This window comes from Methanosarcina sp. WH1, from assembly GCF_000970005.1.
Classification (GTDB): domain Archaea; phylum Halobacteriota; class Methanosarcinia; order Methanosarcinales; family Methanosarcinaceae; genus Methanosarcina.
The window spans coordinates 798,910-814,260 of record NZ_CP009504.1; the positions used below are offsets into that span (position 1 = coordinate 798,910).

Here is a 15,351-nt window from a genome sequence, read left to right on the forward strand (position 1 = left end):
TTCCCAACTAAGCAATTATTTTCAACCCACACAATACAGCGAAGAACCACAAAGATTTTGGAGGAATTTTCTCGCAATTGAAAACTCTATGATTGTTAAAATTGTCAGATTCAAAAAATAAGTTCTGATTTTTGAAAAAAATTCTAAAAGATCTACAGTGCATAAAATTTTGTTTTACTACATATCTAAAAAATTATATTATTGGGCTAAAAATTGGGGAATAAAAATATGAATCTAAACAAAATAAACTTCGATTTTATTGTCACTTTATTAACGATATTGTTAGACAAAAATAATGCTGTGACACCGGAGAAGATGCTCAAGAACATCGATTCACAACACAATAAATGCAGACACCGATCCGTAATCTTATTAATGCTGATAGCAATCTTGAGCATGACCGTCTTAATGAGCATTGTACCTTTTGAAGCACAGGCTGCAAGTGGCTCTTATACTTTAAAATGGTATGCAGCCGACCCCTCATTAAACAGTGCTCCATATTTGCCTACATATGAAAAACTAACTCCAGCTTCACTTCCGTCTCCCGGACTTGCAGGGAGATATCCAGATCCTCTTGCTAATGCTGTGGCTTATGGACCCACTTCTTCTAATCTTGATGCTTTATCATCTCTTTCTCCAGAAAATATGGCTCTTGGGCAGGTGGTGCCATTTGAAATGGTGATATCAGTTAGTGGAAGTACATCTCCTGAAAACGGAACCATTAATTTTACAACTATTTTTGATGCCAATACGACTTCCGGCTCCAACTTTGGCTTTGATCCGGCTTATGGTGTGTACGCTGCTTTTGTAGATACTGCTGATGTCGGAACCAATGATCCTCTAAATAATTCTAAAGTAGAAAGCTTTACTTCCATTCTTACAGGTAGTGGTTCATCCCAGGAAATTCAGGGAACATTCCAGGTATCGGGTCTTGATGATGGTGACCGAGTAGTTGTTGAGATATGGGTTGTCCTCAAGTCGACAATTCCTACCGGGATTACGGGCAATGTACAGACAAGCTTGGACAGTGCACAGACTGCCACCGGGGACTCAATCAAAAGTGGAAAGCAGACAGTCTCTCTTTTACAAGTGGGTAAGTTCTTTTCCAGTGATGCCGATGTCTCGGTTGTGAAAACCGATAACCCTGATCCTGAGATTCAAGGAAAAAATCTCACTTATAATATTATTGTGAAAAACAATTCACCTGACACCATTGCAAATGGAATTGTGGTCAATGATGCCCTCCACGCCAATACGACTTTTGTTTCGGCAACCGGGGCTCCATACACAATTAGTGGGAATACTATCACCTTTAGTGTAGGGGCATTGAGTCCGGGTCAATCGGATACAATGACCATAGCTACTACAGTTTTGAATACAGCGGGGGCAAATAACGATACTTCTATAAACTCCGAACCGGGCACTTCGGGCCCTCTGCCTGCATTGTATGATCTGCTCGATACCGTATCGGTAACAGCCATTACTGATGATTCTAATACAGCTAACAATATTTACTACCAGCCAACAAATGTTTTGCTCGCGAATCCGATTTACATGATCAACAAGGTAGTCACGGATGTTGCAGGAGAGGGACCTGCGGGAGAGGTAACCTCACCAGGTGATGTAATCAGCTACAAGATTTACGTGAATAACACAGGAAACGTTGATCTAACAAATGTTATTGTTAATGATTCTCTTATTAACCTGACAGGACCGGCAGGAGATAATCTTTCAACAGGGATATTGAATCCAGGAGAATCCTGGACTTACATAGGAAATTATACCGTAACCCAGGAAGATCTGGACACTAACGGTGGAGGGGACGGCTTAATAAACAACACAGCAACCGTTGACTGTGATCAATTAGATCCGAAATCCCGTATTGCTGAAGTGCCGATAAGGGCACTTCCAGAATACATGATTAAGAAAATAGTTATAGATATTGGAGGGAGAGGACCTATAGGGAACGTTTCGGCAGGAGAGACTATTACTTACCTGATCAATGTGAGTAATATAGGAAATGTTGATCTGACAAATGTTACTGTTAACGATTCCCTCCTCAACCTGACAGGACCAAACGAATCTCTGAATAATAATAGCATCCTCGAAGTAGAAGAAACGTGGACTTACACTGGAAATTATACAGTTACTCTGGATGATGCAAACAACAGCGAAGAGTTCGGTTCAATAAACAACACAGCAACCGTTGACTGTGATCAGCTGGAGCCAATATCAGATAGTGCTGAAGTGCCCTTAGAGGGGATACCCGCTTACATTATTCATAAATTTGTTCTGGATGTTGCAGGAAGGGGGCCAGCAGCATACGTAACAGATGTTGGAGATGTCATTACTTACCAGGTTAATGTGAGCAATGTGGGAAACGTCAGTATGACAAGTGTGAATGTCAGTGATACTTTGATTAACCTGACAGGCCCGAATGAGTCTCTAAATATCGATAGCGTTCTGGAAATGGGTGAAACATGGACCTACACCGGAAATTACACAGTAACCCAGCAAGATATTAATGGGTATTGCGCAGGGAATAGAACAATAAAAAATGTTGCAACCGTTGACTGTGACGAGTGTGTGCAGCTGACTCCCAAATCAGATACTGCTGAAGTACCAATAAAAGCAACGCCAGGTTACATGATTAATAAGGTAGCTATTGATGTTGGTGGGCGGGGGCCAGATGGATACGTAACATCAGTAGGAGACGTAATCAACTACTCTGTTGTGATTGAAAACACAGGGAACACCTATCTGACAAATGTAAGTGTTAATGATACTTTGATTAACCTTACAGGACCAATTGAATCTTTGAATACTGACGGAATTCTTGAAGTAGAAGAAATCTGGACTTTTACAGGGAACTACACGGTAACCCATCAGGACATAAACAGTAATGGGGGAGGAGACGGATTAATTGAAAATACGGCAACGGTTTGGAAACCCGATTGTGACCAGCTTGTACCAAAATCATATACTGCTGAAGTACTAATAGGAATACCGGTTTACATTATTGAAAAAACTATCACAGATATAGCCGGGGAAGGACCTAATGCAGATATAACTGCAGCAGGAGACATCATCAGCTACCAGGTTAATATCAGTAATATCGGAAACCTTGATCTGACAAATATTACTGTTAATGATTCCCTTATTAACCTGACAGGCCCAGCGGGAGATAACCCACCAAATGATGTCCTAGATGTAGGAGAAGTATGGACATATACAGGGAATTATACGGTAACTCAGGAAGCTATAAACAATACTATTGAAGGAAAAGGATTCATCAACAACACAGCAACTGTAAACTCCACTCAGGTGGGCCCAATAAATGACAGCGCTAATGCACCAATATCTCTTCCCATAGCTTACAGTATTAGAAAAAGAGTTACAGATGCTGCAGGTAAGGGACCAGATGGATATGTAACAGCTGCAGGAGACGTAATAACCTATCGTATTAATGTGACAAATACCGGTCAGGTCAATCTCACAAATGTAACTGTGAATGACTCTCTAGTTAACCTGACCGGACCAACAGAGTCGCTAAATCCCGATTCGATTCTTGAGATCGGAGAGATCTGGATATACAATGGCACTTATACTGTTAATCAGACAGATATATACAACAATGGGGGAGGAGACGGATTTATAGAAAATACGGCAACTGTTTCCTCCGATCAGCTAGCTTCAAAGTTAGATATTGCTCAAGTACCAATAGTACAGATTCCGGAGTTGACGATCGATAAATCAGCCAGCCCAATGAACTATTCTGAAGCTGGCCAGAACATCACATACACTTACAATGTAACTAACTCCGGAAACGTCAATATTACATCACCAATTAACGTTACAGATGATAAGCTTGGAGTAATTCCACTTACGAGTGGAATCCTTGTTCCTGGACAGAATGAAATGGTAACATTGGACTATACCATTACTCAGTCTGACCTGGATTCGGGATTAATTACAAATGAAGCATTTGCAACAGGTATATTCGGTAACAACACAACCGTTTCTAACACAGACAACGTAACGGTTACTGCTGATCAGATTCCGGAGTTGACGATCGAGAAATCAGCAGCTCCTACAAACTATTCTGAAGTTGGCCAGAACATAACCTATACTTACAACGTTACCAACTCTGGAAACGTCAATATTACAGCACCAATTAACGTTACAGATGATAAGCTTGGAGTTATTCCACTTACGAGTGGAATCCTTATACCAGGACAGAGTGAATCGATAACGTGGGACTATACCATTACTCAGTCTGATCTTAATAACGGATCTGTAACCAATACAGCGTTTGTATCCGGTCTGTTTGCAGGTAACTTCACCAATTCAACTTCGGTTAATGCAACAGTTACTGCAGAGCAGAATCCGGAGTTGACGATCGAGAAATCAGCAGCTCCTACAAACTATTCTGAAGTTGGCCAGAACATAACCTATACTTACAATGTAACTAACTCTGGAAACGTCAATATTACATCACCAATTAACGTTACGGACGACAAGTTAGGGGTAATTCCACTTGCGAGTGAAATCCTTATCCCTGGACAGAGTGAAATGGTAACATTGGACTATACCATTACTCAGTCTGATCTTAATAACGGATCTGTAACCAATACAGCGTTTGTATCCGGTCTGTTTGCAGGTAGCTTCACCAATTCAACTTCGGTTAATGCAACAGTTATTGCTGATCAGAATCCTGCCTGCACTATTGACAAAATAGTTCAAGATGTCTCTGGAAAAGGACCCGAAGGACGGATAACAATCCCTGGAGATATCATTACATATCAGATTGTAGTAGCCAATACAGGAAACGTTGACCTGACAAATGTTACTGTTACCGATATTCGGATTGAAAATCTCACCGGACCAGATGAATCTCTGAATGAGAATAGAGTTCTTGAGACAGGAGAAAACTGGATATATATCGGAACTTACACCGTTACCCTTGAAGATATAATCAATAATGTAGTAAACGGCTTCATAGAAAATACTGCAACTGTTGAGTGTGACCACCTGGATCCGAGATCAGACAGTGTTAGAGTACCGATAGGAGGAGAAGGAGGAGAAGGAGGAGTAATACCTGAAGAAAAACCAGATTGTACAATTGATAAAACAGTTATTGATGTTGCAGGAAAAGGACCTGCAGGAACAGTAACAGCCTCTGGAGAAATTATTACATATCAGATTGTAGTGACCAATACCGGCAACTTTTACCTTACAGGAATATCAGTAACCGATTCGCTGATTCAAGATCTCAATGGACCGGAAGAGTCCCTGATAACTGATGGGGTACTTGAGCAAGGAGAAAGCTGGGTATATACCGGCTATTATATGGTGACTGAAGAAGACATAATCAGCAGCGGTGAAGAAGACGGGTTCATAGTAAATACTGCAACGGTTGAGTGTGACCTGCTGGGTCCGAGATCAGATAGTGCAGCAGTGCTGATAGAAGAAGAACAAATACCGATCAAACTTGAATACTGCATATCCAAGTCAGTAATCGGGGTGGATGAAGCAGGGGATTGTATAATCAACGAACCTGGAGATATAATTTCATACCAGATAGTGGTTGAAAATGAAGGAAATGTTGATCTCACGGGAGTTGAGGTAAACGATTCTCTGATTCAAACTCTCGATGGGCCAGTAGAATCCCTGTATGATGATTCAGTTCTCGGGATAGGGGAAAACTGGACATATACAGGCTGTTACATGGTTACCCTGGAAGATATCGAAACTAACGGACATGGAGACGGCTGCATAGAAAATATAGCAACCGTTGTATGCGATCAGCTGGACGCGGTATCAGACAGTGCTGAAGTCCCGATCGGAGAAGTCCCGATAGATGAGTATCCGGATTATGCCATTGAAAAAACGGTAACGGACGTTGGAGGGAAAGGACCGGCAGAAACAATAACACAGGCTGGAGATATAATCTCATATAAGATAGTGGTTGAAAATGAGGGATATGTCGATCTCACGGGAATTAAGGTAAACGATTCTCTGATACAAATTCTCGATGGACCGGTAGAATCTCTGAATAATGATTCAGTTCTCGGGATAGGGGAAAACTGGACATATACAGGCTGTTACACGGTTACCCTGGAAGATATCGAAACTAACGGACATGGAGACGGCTGCATAGAAAATATAGCAACCGTTGTATGCGATCAGCTGGATGCGGTATCAGACAGTGCTGAAGTCCCGATCGGAGAAGAGCCAACACAGGTGATAACTGAATACTGTATATCCAAGTTAATAACCGGGATCGATGAAGCTGGGGATCGTAAAATCAACGAAGCTGGAGATATAATAGAATATCAGATAGTTGTGAAAAATGAAGGCAACGTAGACCTGACAGGAGTTTCGGTAAGTGACCCGATGATTACATTGACAGGACCGATTGGAGACGATGTTGACTCAGGGATGTTGAATCCGGGAGAGTCATGGAAATTCTTCGGAAACTACACAGTAACTCAGGAGGACATTAGCAGTAACGGTGAAGGAGACGGATTTATTGAAAATACGGCAACAGTAACCTGCAACGAACTTCCTGAAGAAAACAGCAGTATAAAGCAACCGATTCTTCTTGGTTCAGAGGACGAGAAAGACAATGCTGATACCCAACACCATGGGAATGGTGGAACTGGCAGTGCCCGTGTGGTTTCCAAATCCGTCAAAGACATTGAAGTGAGTGAAAATAAAGAAGAAAATGATACCGTGAATGACACTGGAACACAGATTAAAACCAGTACTGAAATACAGTCTGAAACTGACAATGAAGATGTTAAACAAAATAAGGAAAGTATAGAATCAGATGTTGAAAAGAAACAGGAGGAGAAACAGGAAGGAAATAGAAGTGTGCCTGGATTTACTGCCATTTCTGGTATTATAGGTATGCTTGCAATATTCTTGTGTATTTCATATAAAAGGAAGTAAAAGCAAGGACAATCAAGTGAAAAAGACTTAAAGAACTAAATGAAAAAACATTGGGTGAAGGAATTAAACCTTCATCCAAATTGTACTTTTTTTAATTCAACATAAAGCCGCTATTACCGCAGCTTAAATGTTAGGTGCAAGCCTGTATGCAAGAAGTAAAGCGACGGCGATATATACAATACAAAATACGGAAATCAACGTGCCGAATATTAGAGTGGGAATTTCCTTGCCGATAGCAAGATAACAGACGATATAAGTAAATGAATTGACAATGGCAAAAGTGCCGCTTTTCATTTCAAGATTGATATTGTAAGGCTGCAAAAGATAATAAGGCACCATATTGTGCACCGAAAAATACCGACATGACGATAATGGAAACAAACAGCAGCACATAATTGAGCGCGTTATCCGTTCTGCCTGTAAACCATAACAGAAACGGTAGCTCGAGTGCAATTACCGAAGCTGGCATCAAGTTAATCAATAGAATGGATTTCAGCCGTTCCGTAAAGGAGCAAAATTGCACGCGGTTGCTTGTAAAACCGGTAGGCAAGCATACTGTGGTCACAGTTCATGAACATAGCCTGGTTGATAACCTTTCCGCGATTAATAAAATACATGACAAACAGAAAATAAGGCAAAAAGGTCAGAAACATCCCGTTTATTATTGGTTTTGCTTCCTGGAGAAGAAAACAGGCCATGATGGAAAACGCAAGCGTTACAAGGGAAATCAGGGTTATTTGCTTGACTGATTTGGTCAGCAGACTGCTGTGCCGCTTAACAAAAAGGTCGTTGAAATACCGATAGCCGCTTTTGCTGTTTGTTGCCTTAAGGTCTATTTTTCTTTGCAAAGATTTCTGAGTAGCCCGTGCAACCATATCTTTTCTGCTCACAGCAAAACTATTCGCTGTGAGAAGTTCCTTGCAAATCCTTCGGTATTCGGGGAATTTGAGTACATATGAAAAGGAAAACAACGCCATAACAACAGAAATGGCAAAGAGAACGAGGAAAACAGCTTCGTTCATGGCATAGCCGAGAAACGGCGGGAGATATGCCCAGTCAATGATACAGCAATGCCAACCAGAGAAACTGGATTGAGCTGATTTTCATTTTTTACATGGCCGGTCCTGACATAATTATGAAGCGCAAGGGCAGTAAAAATAAGTTTTACGGAAACAACAAAAAACGGCATCAAAAGGCAGATAGCAAGATCTACCCCGGAAAGTAGTCCTAAAAGCAACGTGACAGGCAAAAATCCGACAACAGTTTTCAAAAGGAAATAGAAGTAATTCGAAAGCGTATACTCCCACGCGTTCATTCGCATGAGAAAAATGGCATAATACTTGTCTCTGGTGGGGTGAAATATCTGCGTGTTGAGAAAACCACCTGCTATGGTCAGAAAGAAAAACATGTGCATGAAGCTGTTTGCAGAACTGTTTTTCATAGAGTTTTTTAGAAGGAAGATCAGAATAAACATATAAAACAGCTTGCTCAAAAACATTGAGACAAGTTCCCACAGGATGCTGACAAAATTGGCAAATCTTTTCAGCCCCGGGCTTCCATAAAGCGAAACCGGTAACAGCCCGTTGATGATAGGGATGGATTTGAGCGAATATATGATGCTATTGGCTCTATATGTGTTTTTCAGCCTGAAAGACGTAAGGAAAGTTTCAATCGCTTTCATCCCTTCTGAGGGCCTGAATAATTCTATCCTTAAAGACCTCGTTACTGAGGCCATCCCTTTCCATTTTTTTCAGAACCCCGCCACTCAGGATCACGATCTCGTCGCATAAATCCAGTGCAAGCTCCATGATATGGGTGGAAAAGATAATAATGTGGTCTTTTTTGATTTGGCGCAGCAGCATCTTCATTTCGTCGGCGACCACAACGTCAAATGAGGTCAGCGGCTCGTCTAAAAGCAGAATGGCTGGATTTGCGATGAAGTTTACAAGCATTTGCATCTTGTTCTTCATGCCATGGGAATAATCTTTCAAAAGCCTGTCGCGATCCTCGCTTCCAATCATTACAAAATCGAAATATTCGTCAATAGGCTTAATGTCCGGAATATTTTTCACGTTGATGTCAAGAAAGAACTTTAAAAATTCCCTACCTGTTAAAAACTCCGGAACGACCGGCGTCGACAGAACATATCCGATATCGCCCGGACAAACTTCTCTCTTCACTCCGTTTTCTTCACGGAGAATTGAGCCGCCGTCAATCTTTAAATCTTCATTGATGCAGTTAAAAAGCGTAGTTTTGCCTGAGCCGTTTCTTCCGAGGAGGCCGTAAATTTCCCCCTTTTCAAAGGCAAAGCTCGCACCCCGCAAAACCTCTTTTTTGTCAAAGCTTTTTACGATATCGTTCAGGATCAGTTTCATAAACCCTCAGCAGGAAATCCCTGAGCTAAACAGGCTGTCCGACAATTACCGCGGATAATTAGAGTTTCCTGTCTCGACATATATACTACAGTAGTTCCGATTAAGTATAGTTCCGAACGTCTAATTATTACATAAATTCGGGTTACTTACTCAAAAAGTATGAAATTATCTCCAAAAAGATAGAATCTAACCTCAGTTTGACAGTACCCACTAATTGGTACTGAATATTTCCCTTCTTTTTTGGTTCAATCGGGCTTGACAAGTCCTATAAATTTATAAAAATTTATTATATATTCTATGTAATTTCATTCCTTTTTGCTACTATCAAGCTATTGATCCAGTCAAAATTCGCAAAAATATGGTTTTTGACACCATTTATCTTGAACTTGATTGTAAGTGTCAAATTCTTCAAGCTTTTTTTAATGAATTTTGTAGACGTGTGTTTTAGCTCTTCAAATTCATATCGCATCAGCGATATGAATAATTGGGCGATAAACCCAAGGATAATGGCTCCATAAATGCTATCTTCCGACCACAACCTTAATGGCTTAATCTGAATTTCATTTTTCAATGAATGGAATATTTTCTCAATAGAATCCTTTTTTCTGTATGTTATCAATGCATCTTCAAGTGTCAAATGCCTGTTTGATTTCAGACAGAAAAATCCTTCTCTTCCATTAATCAGTGAAGCTTTTAGGAGTTCTACAGCTTCCTCGTCACTAAGCTCTTCTAGCTTAGTTCTAAAAGAGTAATCAATCTCGATCAACTCATTATTTACTCTGAATTTCTTAGGAAGCTTTTTGTTGTTTATGATGGCCTTCTGAATCTCTTTTGCTTCCTTTAATTTCCTCATAACAGCTCTTGCTTTTGATTCTAATTGCCTTTTCTGTAGAGCTTCAGAGAAATAGAAATATTTAATGCTGCTAGGCTTGACTATTTTTATCCCATATATACCTTTTTTGGAATCTATCAGTTCTGCTCTTTCCAGATCAAATTTCTCAATTATTTTATCGTCACTCGTATTCAGTTTCATGGAAGTGAGATAGTCCATCTCAGCATCCTGTATAATATCGATATTATCTTTGGTATTAGCTCCTTTATCAAAAACAATAAAAGAGCCTTTTTTAAGTCTACTTTTCACCTGGTTATAAGTGTCAGAAAAGTGCTCAAGATCAAGAACGTTTCCTTTATTCACTGTAACTCCAATAGGTATGTTAATGGGGTTAGCTAATTCACTAATTCCAACAGTTATCTGCAGCTTATCAGGCCTGTGATCTCTGCTATACCCGTATTTACCAAGGTTGGATTTAGTCCCATAAAGGACTATACTCGTCCAATCCAGGTTTATATCCGTCTCTTCAAAACCATATACAGAAAATAGAGAATCCAGAATATCAGAGAGAATTTCCTCTCTGTTACGTCCTAAGAGTTCAAGAGTTCTGTAAAGAACTCTTTCATGAAACCTTTCAAGATTCAATATCTCGAGAATTTCTTCCTGATTTAACCATTTGCCAGCTTCTTTGATACTAAAATTTTCAGTCAGCTTGTAGCTTAGCAAACCGATCAGCAAACTATTGAGATCAAGACCCTTGTTTTTATGTTTGCCAAAAATATCACAGAAATTAAGCTTTTCATAAAAGAGTTGGACGGCAAGAATCGATCCGATAGGAACACATATATTCTTGTTAGGAATTGTAGGGAATGCTCTCTGTTTTGTGATGTTCATTTGACCGAATAACACAAAACAAAGAGCACTTATTTTTATCTAACTGTCAAAGTCAGGATTCATTGTAAATCTTGTTGTACAAAAACGAACTCGAAAACGGGTGAAGTTACCTATTATCACCAAATGTTGAGTGGAGCAATCGTTCATCCTGATTTCAAGGAGGTAATACCTTTTGCACCAGAGCCGATCATCAAACAGGATGGAGAGAAAAAGAATGATATCGAACGCAATGCAAGCAAACGTTTTTTAGAGAAATTAAGAAAAACGCATCCCTATTTACGCCTCATTGTAGTGGAGGACTCTTTATATTCAAATGCTCCACACATTCGCGAATTAGAGAAGCATAAACTGAAATATATTATAGGAGCAAAAGAAGGTGATCTAACATATAGTTTTCCTCCGAAGAGTTATGCGTATCCGAATCGTGGACTTCAACTTCGTGAAGTTGGAGTGTTACAGCGTAGCTGGAACAAGTCAATTCCGGAATCCGTCCTCCTCTCGATCTGATATGGAAAGGTTTAACGATGCAAGCACTGTCCCTACCTCTCAGGACTGTTTAACCGGCATCCTTAGAGCCTTAAACTGAGGCGACATTCAAGGGTAACTATGTATTCTTTCCTATCGTTTACCGATTTTCTTAACTCCAATCGGTGATCTGGTCAACCAGGGCTTGTTAGACAAGCCCCTGAGTTTTAGCTCAGGGGTAGTTGACTTTCAATATTCCTTCTCTGTTTGTTTCCGTTTATTTCTTTCGTTCCCGCCTGAAATCAATCGATCATTTTTCAACGGGGTCCTTACCTTGACATTGTCAGATTAACTTCTTTTTTGAACTACTAACGCTTTTGCATATATTCCAGGTTGTTTATACATGGGAGTATTTGAACATATGATCTTTATACAAGTGAGTTTATGCCAAAATCATTTTAAATGCTTTAAATTTAAAATCAAACTGCGTGCGGCCACCCCAACCTAAAGGATGGGGTATGCTGATGGACCGCACGCCCGGTTACTCGGAAATGATTCACAGTGTCTTTTAACAAGGTTCCCTTGATCTAAGTTATTGAAACTCTGCTATCGAGCCCCTGTCCGATTTCCGATAATTTTACAAAGAAGCGACGATTTAGATATTTAAATCAAAACCAATAAGAGGCGAGGGTTCACTTCATCCCCGACCTAAAGGACAGGGTATTCGTGACCCTCCGCACTCCCGAAGTAATAAAAGCATTTAATCCTATATTTTCGAAAAAAATTCCCTTAAATCGCTTAAAAATGCAACCTTCTAAAAGCAGTTGGTGCCCTTATTAAATCTTGTCTTCCAACTTTAAAAAAGGATTGTAAATGTAATTTAGAAAAGACTTGAAAACATGACGCCGAGGGGGAGATTCGAACTCCCGAGGGGCTAAGCCCCACAAGCTTTCCAGGCTTGCGCCCTACCACTAGACTACCTCGGCACAGAGTTTATGGCACGACTTATACCATAACGGAATAGTGGTATATAAATCTTATTCTAGGACTGCGTAAGGAAGAAAGAAGGAAGAAAGAAATTTGAAGGAAGGAAGAAAGAATTTAAAAGGTTAAAGCTGGACTTTTTCTTCTTTTTTAGTCCAGCCTTTTGGATAAGTCCCTGCTTCCATAAGTATGCGGATAGGAGAAGCTGCAATACCGGCAGAAGCTTTGAGAATCTCTTCGGTTGTCATATCAGCCTTTGCAAGAGCCACAAGTTCCCCTTTTAAGGAAAAAAGCCCTGTAAGTCCCCCTATGATCAAGTTGGAGTCCAGGCTTGTAATACCCGGGACTGCCAGGGAAGCACCGGAACAAACCGCATCTACTGCACTGTCCCGCAGGATTATTTTGGGTAGGTGGGATACAGCTGATTCCATTGGCCGGATAACCCTTCTCAGTTCGGACTCATCACCATCTTCCTCCCAGAACACATAGGCGTCTTTGAGTTCATGGAGCGTTACAAGGGTTTTTTCCGTAAACGGGCCTGCTTTAGTCCTGCGGAGTCCCTGCATATGCCCGCCGCAGCCCAGAGCAAGCCCGATATCGTGGCAGAGTTTCCTTATATAAGTCCCTGCTTCGCATCCAACGCGGAAGAGCACGGAAGTGCCTTCGATTTCAAGCACTTCAATATAATAGATTGTCCTTACCCTTATGACACGTTTTACAGCTGATTTGATGGGAGGCCTCTGGTAAATAGGGCCTGTAAATTCCTCACAGACCTGGCGAATCAGCTTTGGAGGCATAACCCTGTGAAGCTTCAGATGGCAAACATACTCTTTTCCTGAGAGGCGCAGGGCAGGTACGGCTTTTGTAGCTTTTCCCAGCAAGGTAGGCAAAAGCCCTGTGACCTTAGGATCAAGAGAACCGGCATGTCCTGCTGTCTTCACGCCAAGGATGGCTTTTACCCAGGCTGCAACCTCGTGGCTTGTAGGTCCACTGGGCTTGTCAATATTCACCACTCCTTTTTCAATGTATTCAAGGATAGGGCGCTTTTCCGGAGGACAGCCGTAGGATGGATTTGTCCAGGCGCCGGACTTCCGGACAAGGGTTCTTTCAACTTCTGATGGCAGTTTGCCGGCGGATGACATGGTTTTTTAAAACTCCTGGGTTGTGGTTATGGATTCAAATGAGTGATGCGTACAGATCTGAAATACTCTTGAATAAATCACTCAGGCCCGACAATAGAGTCAATAGCAATCCTGAGGATATCAATAGTCTGGTACTGGTTCCATTTTTCAGAATCGATAACAATGTCGTAGATTGATAGGTCTGTAATATCAATCCCGTAATAGTTCTTATAACGGAGGGCTTCGGACTTTTCCCTTTCAACCGTTTTTTCCAGCTCTTCATCAAAGGAGATTGATTTCTCACGCCTCTGGATACGCCTGACTCTTGTCAGCAGTGGGGCTTTTATCCAGATTTTAAGCACATTAGGCACCCCTTCAGCCATATGACCTGCAAGCCGGCTTTCAAGAATGATATTGTCCTGGGTATGGATAATAGATTTCTGGTTTTTATCGATATCAAGGTCAATGGAGGGATCCTTTTCAGCCATGGCTCCAAACTCAGAAAGACTCATTCCCCTCTCCTTTGCCATCCTCCTGAAGATTTCGCCTGAGGAAACCAGCTCAAGCTCATAGTATTCAGACAGGAGCCTTGAGAGGGTTGTTGTCCCACTTCCGGGAAGCCCGCTCACGGTGATCCGCATTAGACCCCACCGATATTCAGTGCCTTCCTTATAAGCTGACTGATTCCAAGAGAGGAAATAAAGTACCAGTAGATCCAGTGTTGGAAGGGGCCAAAAGCCTTGGACGTTAGCAGTTGTTCACCCCAGAAGGGAAAGACCATGGTGGCAGCTCCGTGCCCACTAATGTAATAATAAGCCCACATGAAGAGAGGCAGGGAGATAATACTAATATAAGCCATAGGCTTGAACTGCTGTTTGGACATCTTCATCTGGTCTTCCATCATATCCTTGCGCTGATCTTCAAGTTTTTTCAGCATGTAAGTGTTCTGGGAAAGTTGTGCCTCCCGGAACTCCTTCTGAAAAGACTTCATGCGCTCCTGGGTGTTCCTCATGAGGTCCCAGTCGATAGTGTATTTCTGGATAAGGGATGCATAGATAGCAGTGATAGCAGCCATAATTAAAAGGGCCAGGTGGAAGTTCTCCTGTCCGATCAGCATGAGCATGGGGTCCATTAAAACCCCTACTGCTTCCCCCACAGATTGCCTGAATTCCTGTCCAAGGATCATTATCCCGAACATAAGGGAAAAACCGAAAGCCAGCAGGAACCGGTCAATTTGCTTTTTTAAAGTCTCCGAAACCAAGTTGTTCTCACCATTAAGGTTCAATAAATGTTAATTAGATTCATTCAAGTGGAAGAATCTTGCTAGATAGAGCTCAACTAAATAAAGTTTTGACAATGAATTGAGTCTTAATAAGCTTGAATTTTAGTAAATTAACCAATAAATCAGCTCAGACTGCAAGCGGGTTTAAGACGTTTACATAGGCTTTCTGGTTAATAAGTTTCGATGTATATATAAGTTATACTATTCGGTTAAACTCTGACTGCAAGTGCCCTTATTCCAGTTTTTCTCTTTATTTTACATACCTTTCGGATGGGCTCAGCTACATATAGCCACAGATACGGCCCCGTTGAAAAAACAGTACTCTCAAAGAGACTTTATTCTGGAGACTTAATGCTTGGAAAAGCCCGGCGTTTCTTGCCCGCAGGATTACGTTTTCCCTCGCAGTTTCAGGTAAAAATATTGGAGTATATTTATAGGTGGGTG

Annotated in this window: 10 protein-coding genes and 1 tRNA gene; 2 read left to right on the top strand and 9 right to left on the bottom strand. The window is 41.1% G+C overall.

Annotation, left to right across the window (positions count from 1 at the left end):
• Positions 1 to 408: 408 nt before the first annotated feature.
• Entirely contained in the window at positions 409 to 6,954 is a 6,546-nt protein-coding gene (locus MSWH1_RS17360; RefSeq protein ID WP_052723123.1) for a DUF11 domain-containing protein, read from the top strand.
• A gap of 123 nt (positions 6,955 to 7,077) precedes the next feature.
• On the opposite strand, the gene MSWH1_RS19845 is transcribed toward MSWH1_RS17360, so the two are convergent.
• From MSWH1_RS19845 to MSWH1_RS03615, 5 genes are all read right to left on the bottom strand, one after another.
• Positions 7,078 to 7,293, bottom strand: a complete 216-nt coding sequence (locus MSWH1_RS19845; protein ID WP_231585565.1) for a hypothetical protein — start codon at positions 7,291 to 7,293, stop codon at positions 7,078 to 7,080.
• Between the two features lie 134 nt (positions 7,294 to 7,427).
• On the bottom strand, positions 7,428 to 7,976 hold the full coding sequence (locus MSWH1_RS19850; protein WP_231585566.1) for a hypothetical protein: 549 nt from the start codon (positions 7,974 to 7,976) through the stop codon (positions 7,428 to 7,430).
• Positions 7,973 to 8,635 carry a hypothetical protein gene (locus MSWH1_RS19855; RefSeq protein ID WP_231585567.1) on the bottom strand — a complete coding sequence of 221 codons (663 nt, stop codon included), beginning with the start codon at positions 8,633 to 8,635 and terminating at the stop codon, positions 7,973 to 7,975. Before MSWH1_RS19855 ends, MSWH1_RS19850 begins: the two co-directional genes overlap by 4 nt.
• Complete coding sequence (locus MSWH1_RS03610; protein ID WP_048126161.1) at positions 8,622 to 9,329, bottom strand: ABC transporter ATP-binding protein; 708 nt, start codon at positions 9,327 to 9,329, stop codon at positions 8,622 to 8,624. Before MSWH1_RS03610 ends, MSWH1_RS19855 begins: the two co-directional genes overlap by 14 nt.
• 295 nt (positions 9,330 to 9,624) lie before the next feature.
• Positions 9,625 to 11,055 (bottom strand): IS4 family transposase, encoded by a 1,431-nt coding sequence (locus tag MSWH1_RS03615; RefSeq protein WP_048130206.1) that lies wholly within the window; start codon positions 11,053 to 11,055, stop codon positions 9,625 to 9,627.
• Positions 11,056 to 11,178: 123 nt separating this feature from the next.
• On the opposite strand from MSWH1_RS03615, the gene MSWH1_RS03620 reads away from it, so the two are divergent.
• The gene (locus MSWH1_RS03620) at positions 11,179 to 11,562 is read left to right on the top strand and encodes a hypothetical protein (protein WP_048126163.1); all 384 of its coding nucleotides are present in this window, start codon (positions 11,179 to 11,181) and stop codon (positions 11,560 to 11,562) included.
• Between the two features lie 861 nt (positions 11,563 to 12,423).
• On the opposite strand, the gene MSWH1_RS03625 is transcribed toward MSWH1_RS03620, so the two are convergent.
• The 4 genes from MSWH1_RS03625 to MSWH1_RS03640 all read right to left on the bottom strand — a co-directional run bounded on the left by MSWH1_RS03625 (position 12,424) and on the right by MSWH1_RS03640 (position 14,886).
• A tRNA-Ser gene (locus tag MSWH1_RS03625) sits at positions 12,424 to 12,506 on the bottom strand.
• A 123-nt stretch (positions 12,507 to 12,629) separates the two neighbouring features.
• The gene (locus tag MSWH1_RS03630) at positions 12,630 to 13,646 is read right to left on the bottom strand and encodes an RNA-guided pseudouridylation complex pseudouridine synthase subunit Cbf5 (RefSeq protein ID WP_048126165.1); all 1,017 of its coding nucleotides are present in this window, start codon (positions 13,644 to 13,646) and stop codon (positions 12,630 to 12,632) included.
• 77 nt (positions 13,647 to 13,723) lie between these two features.
• A complete protein-coding gene (gene cmk / locus MSWH1_RS03635; protein ID WP_048126167.1) occupies positions 13,724 to 14,266 on the bottom strand; it encodes a (d)CMP kinase in 543 nt (180 codons plus the stop codon).
• Complete coding sequence (locus MSWH1_RS03640) at positions 14,266 to 14,886, bottom strand: DUF106 domain-containing protein (RefSeq protein WP_048126169.1); 621 nt, start codon at positions 14,884 to 14,886, stop codon at positions 14,266 to 14,268. Before MSWH1_RS03640 ends, cmk begins: the two co-directional genes overlap by 1 nt.
• Positions 14,887 to 15,351 lie beyond the last annotated feature (465 nt).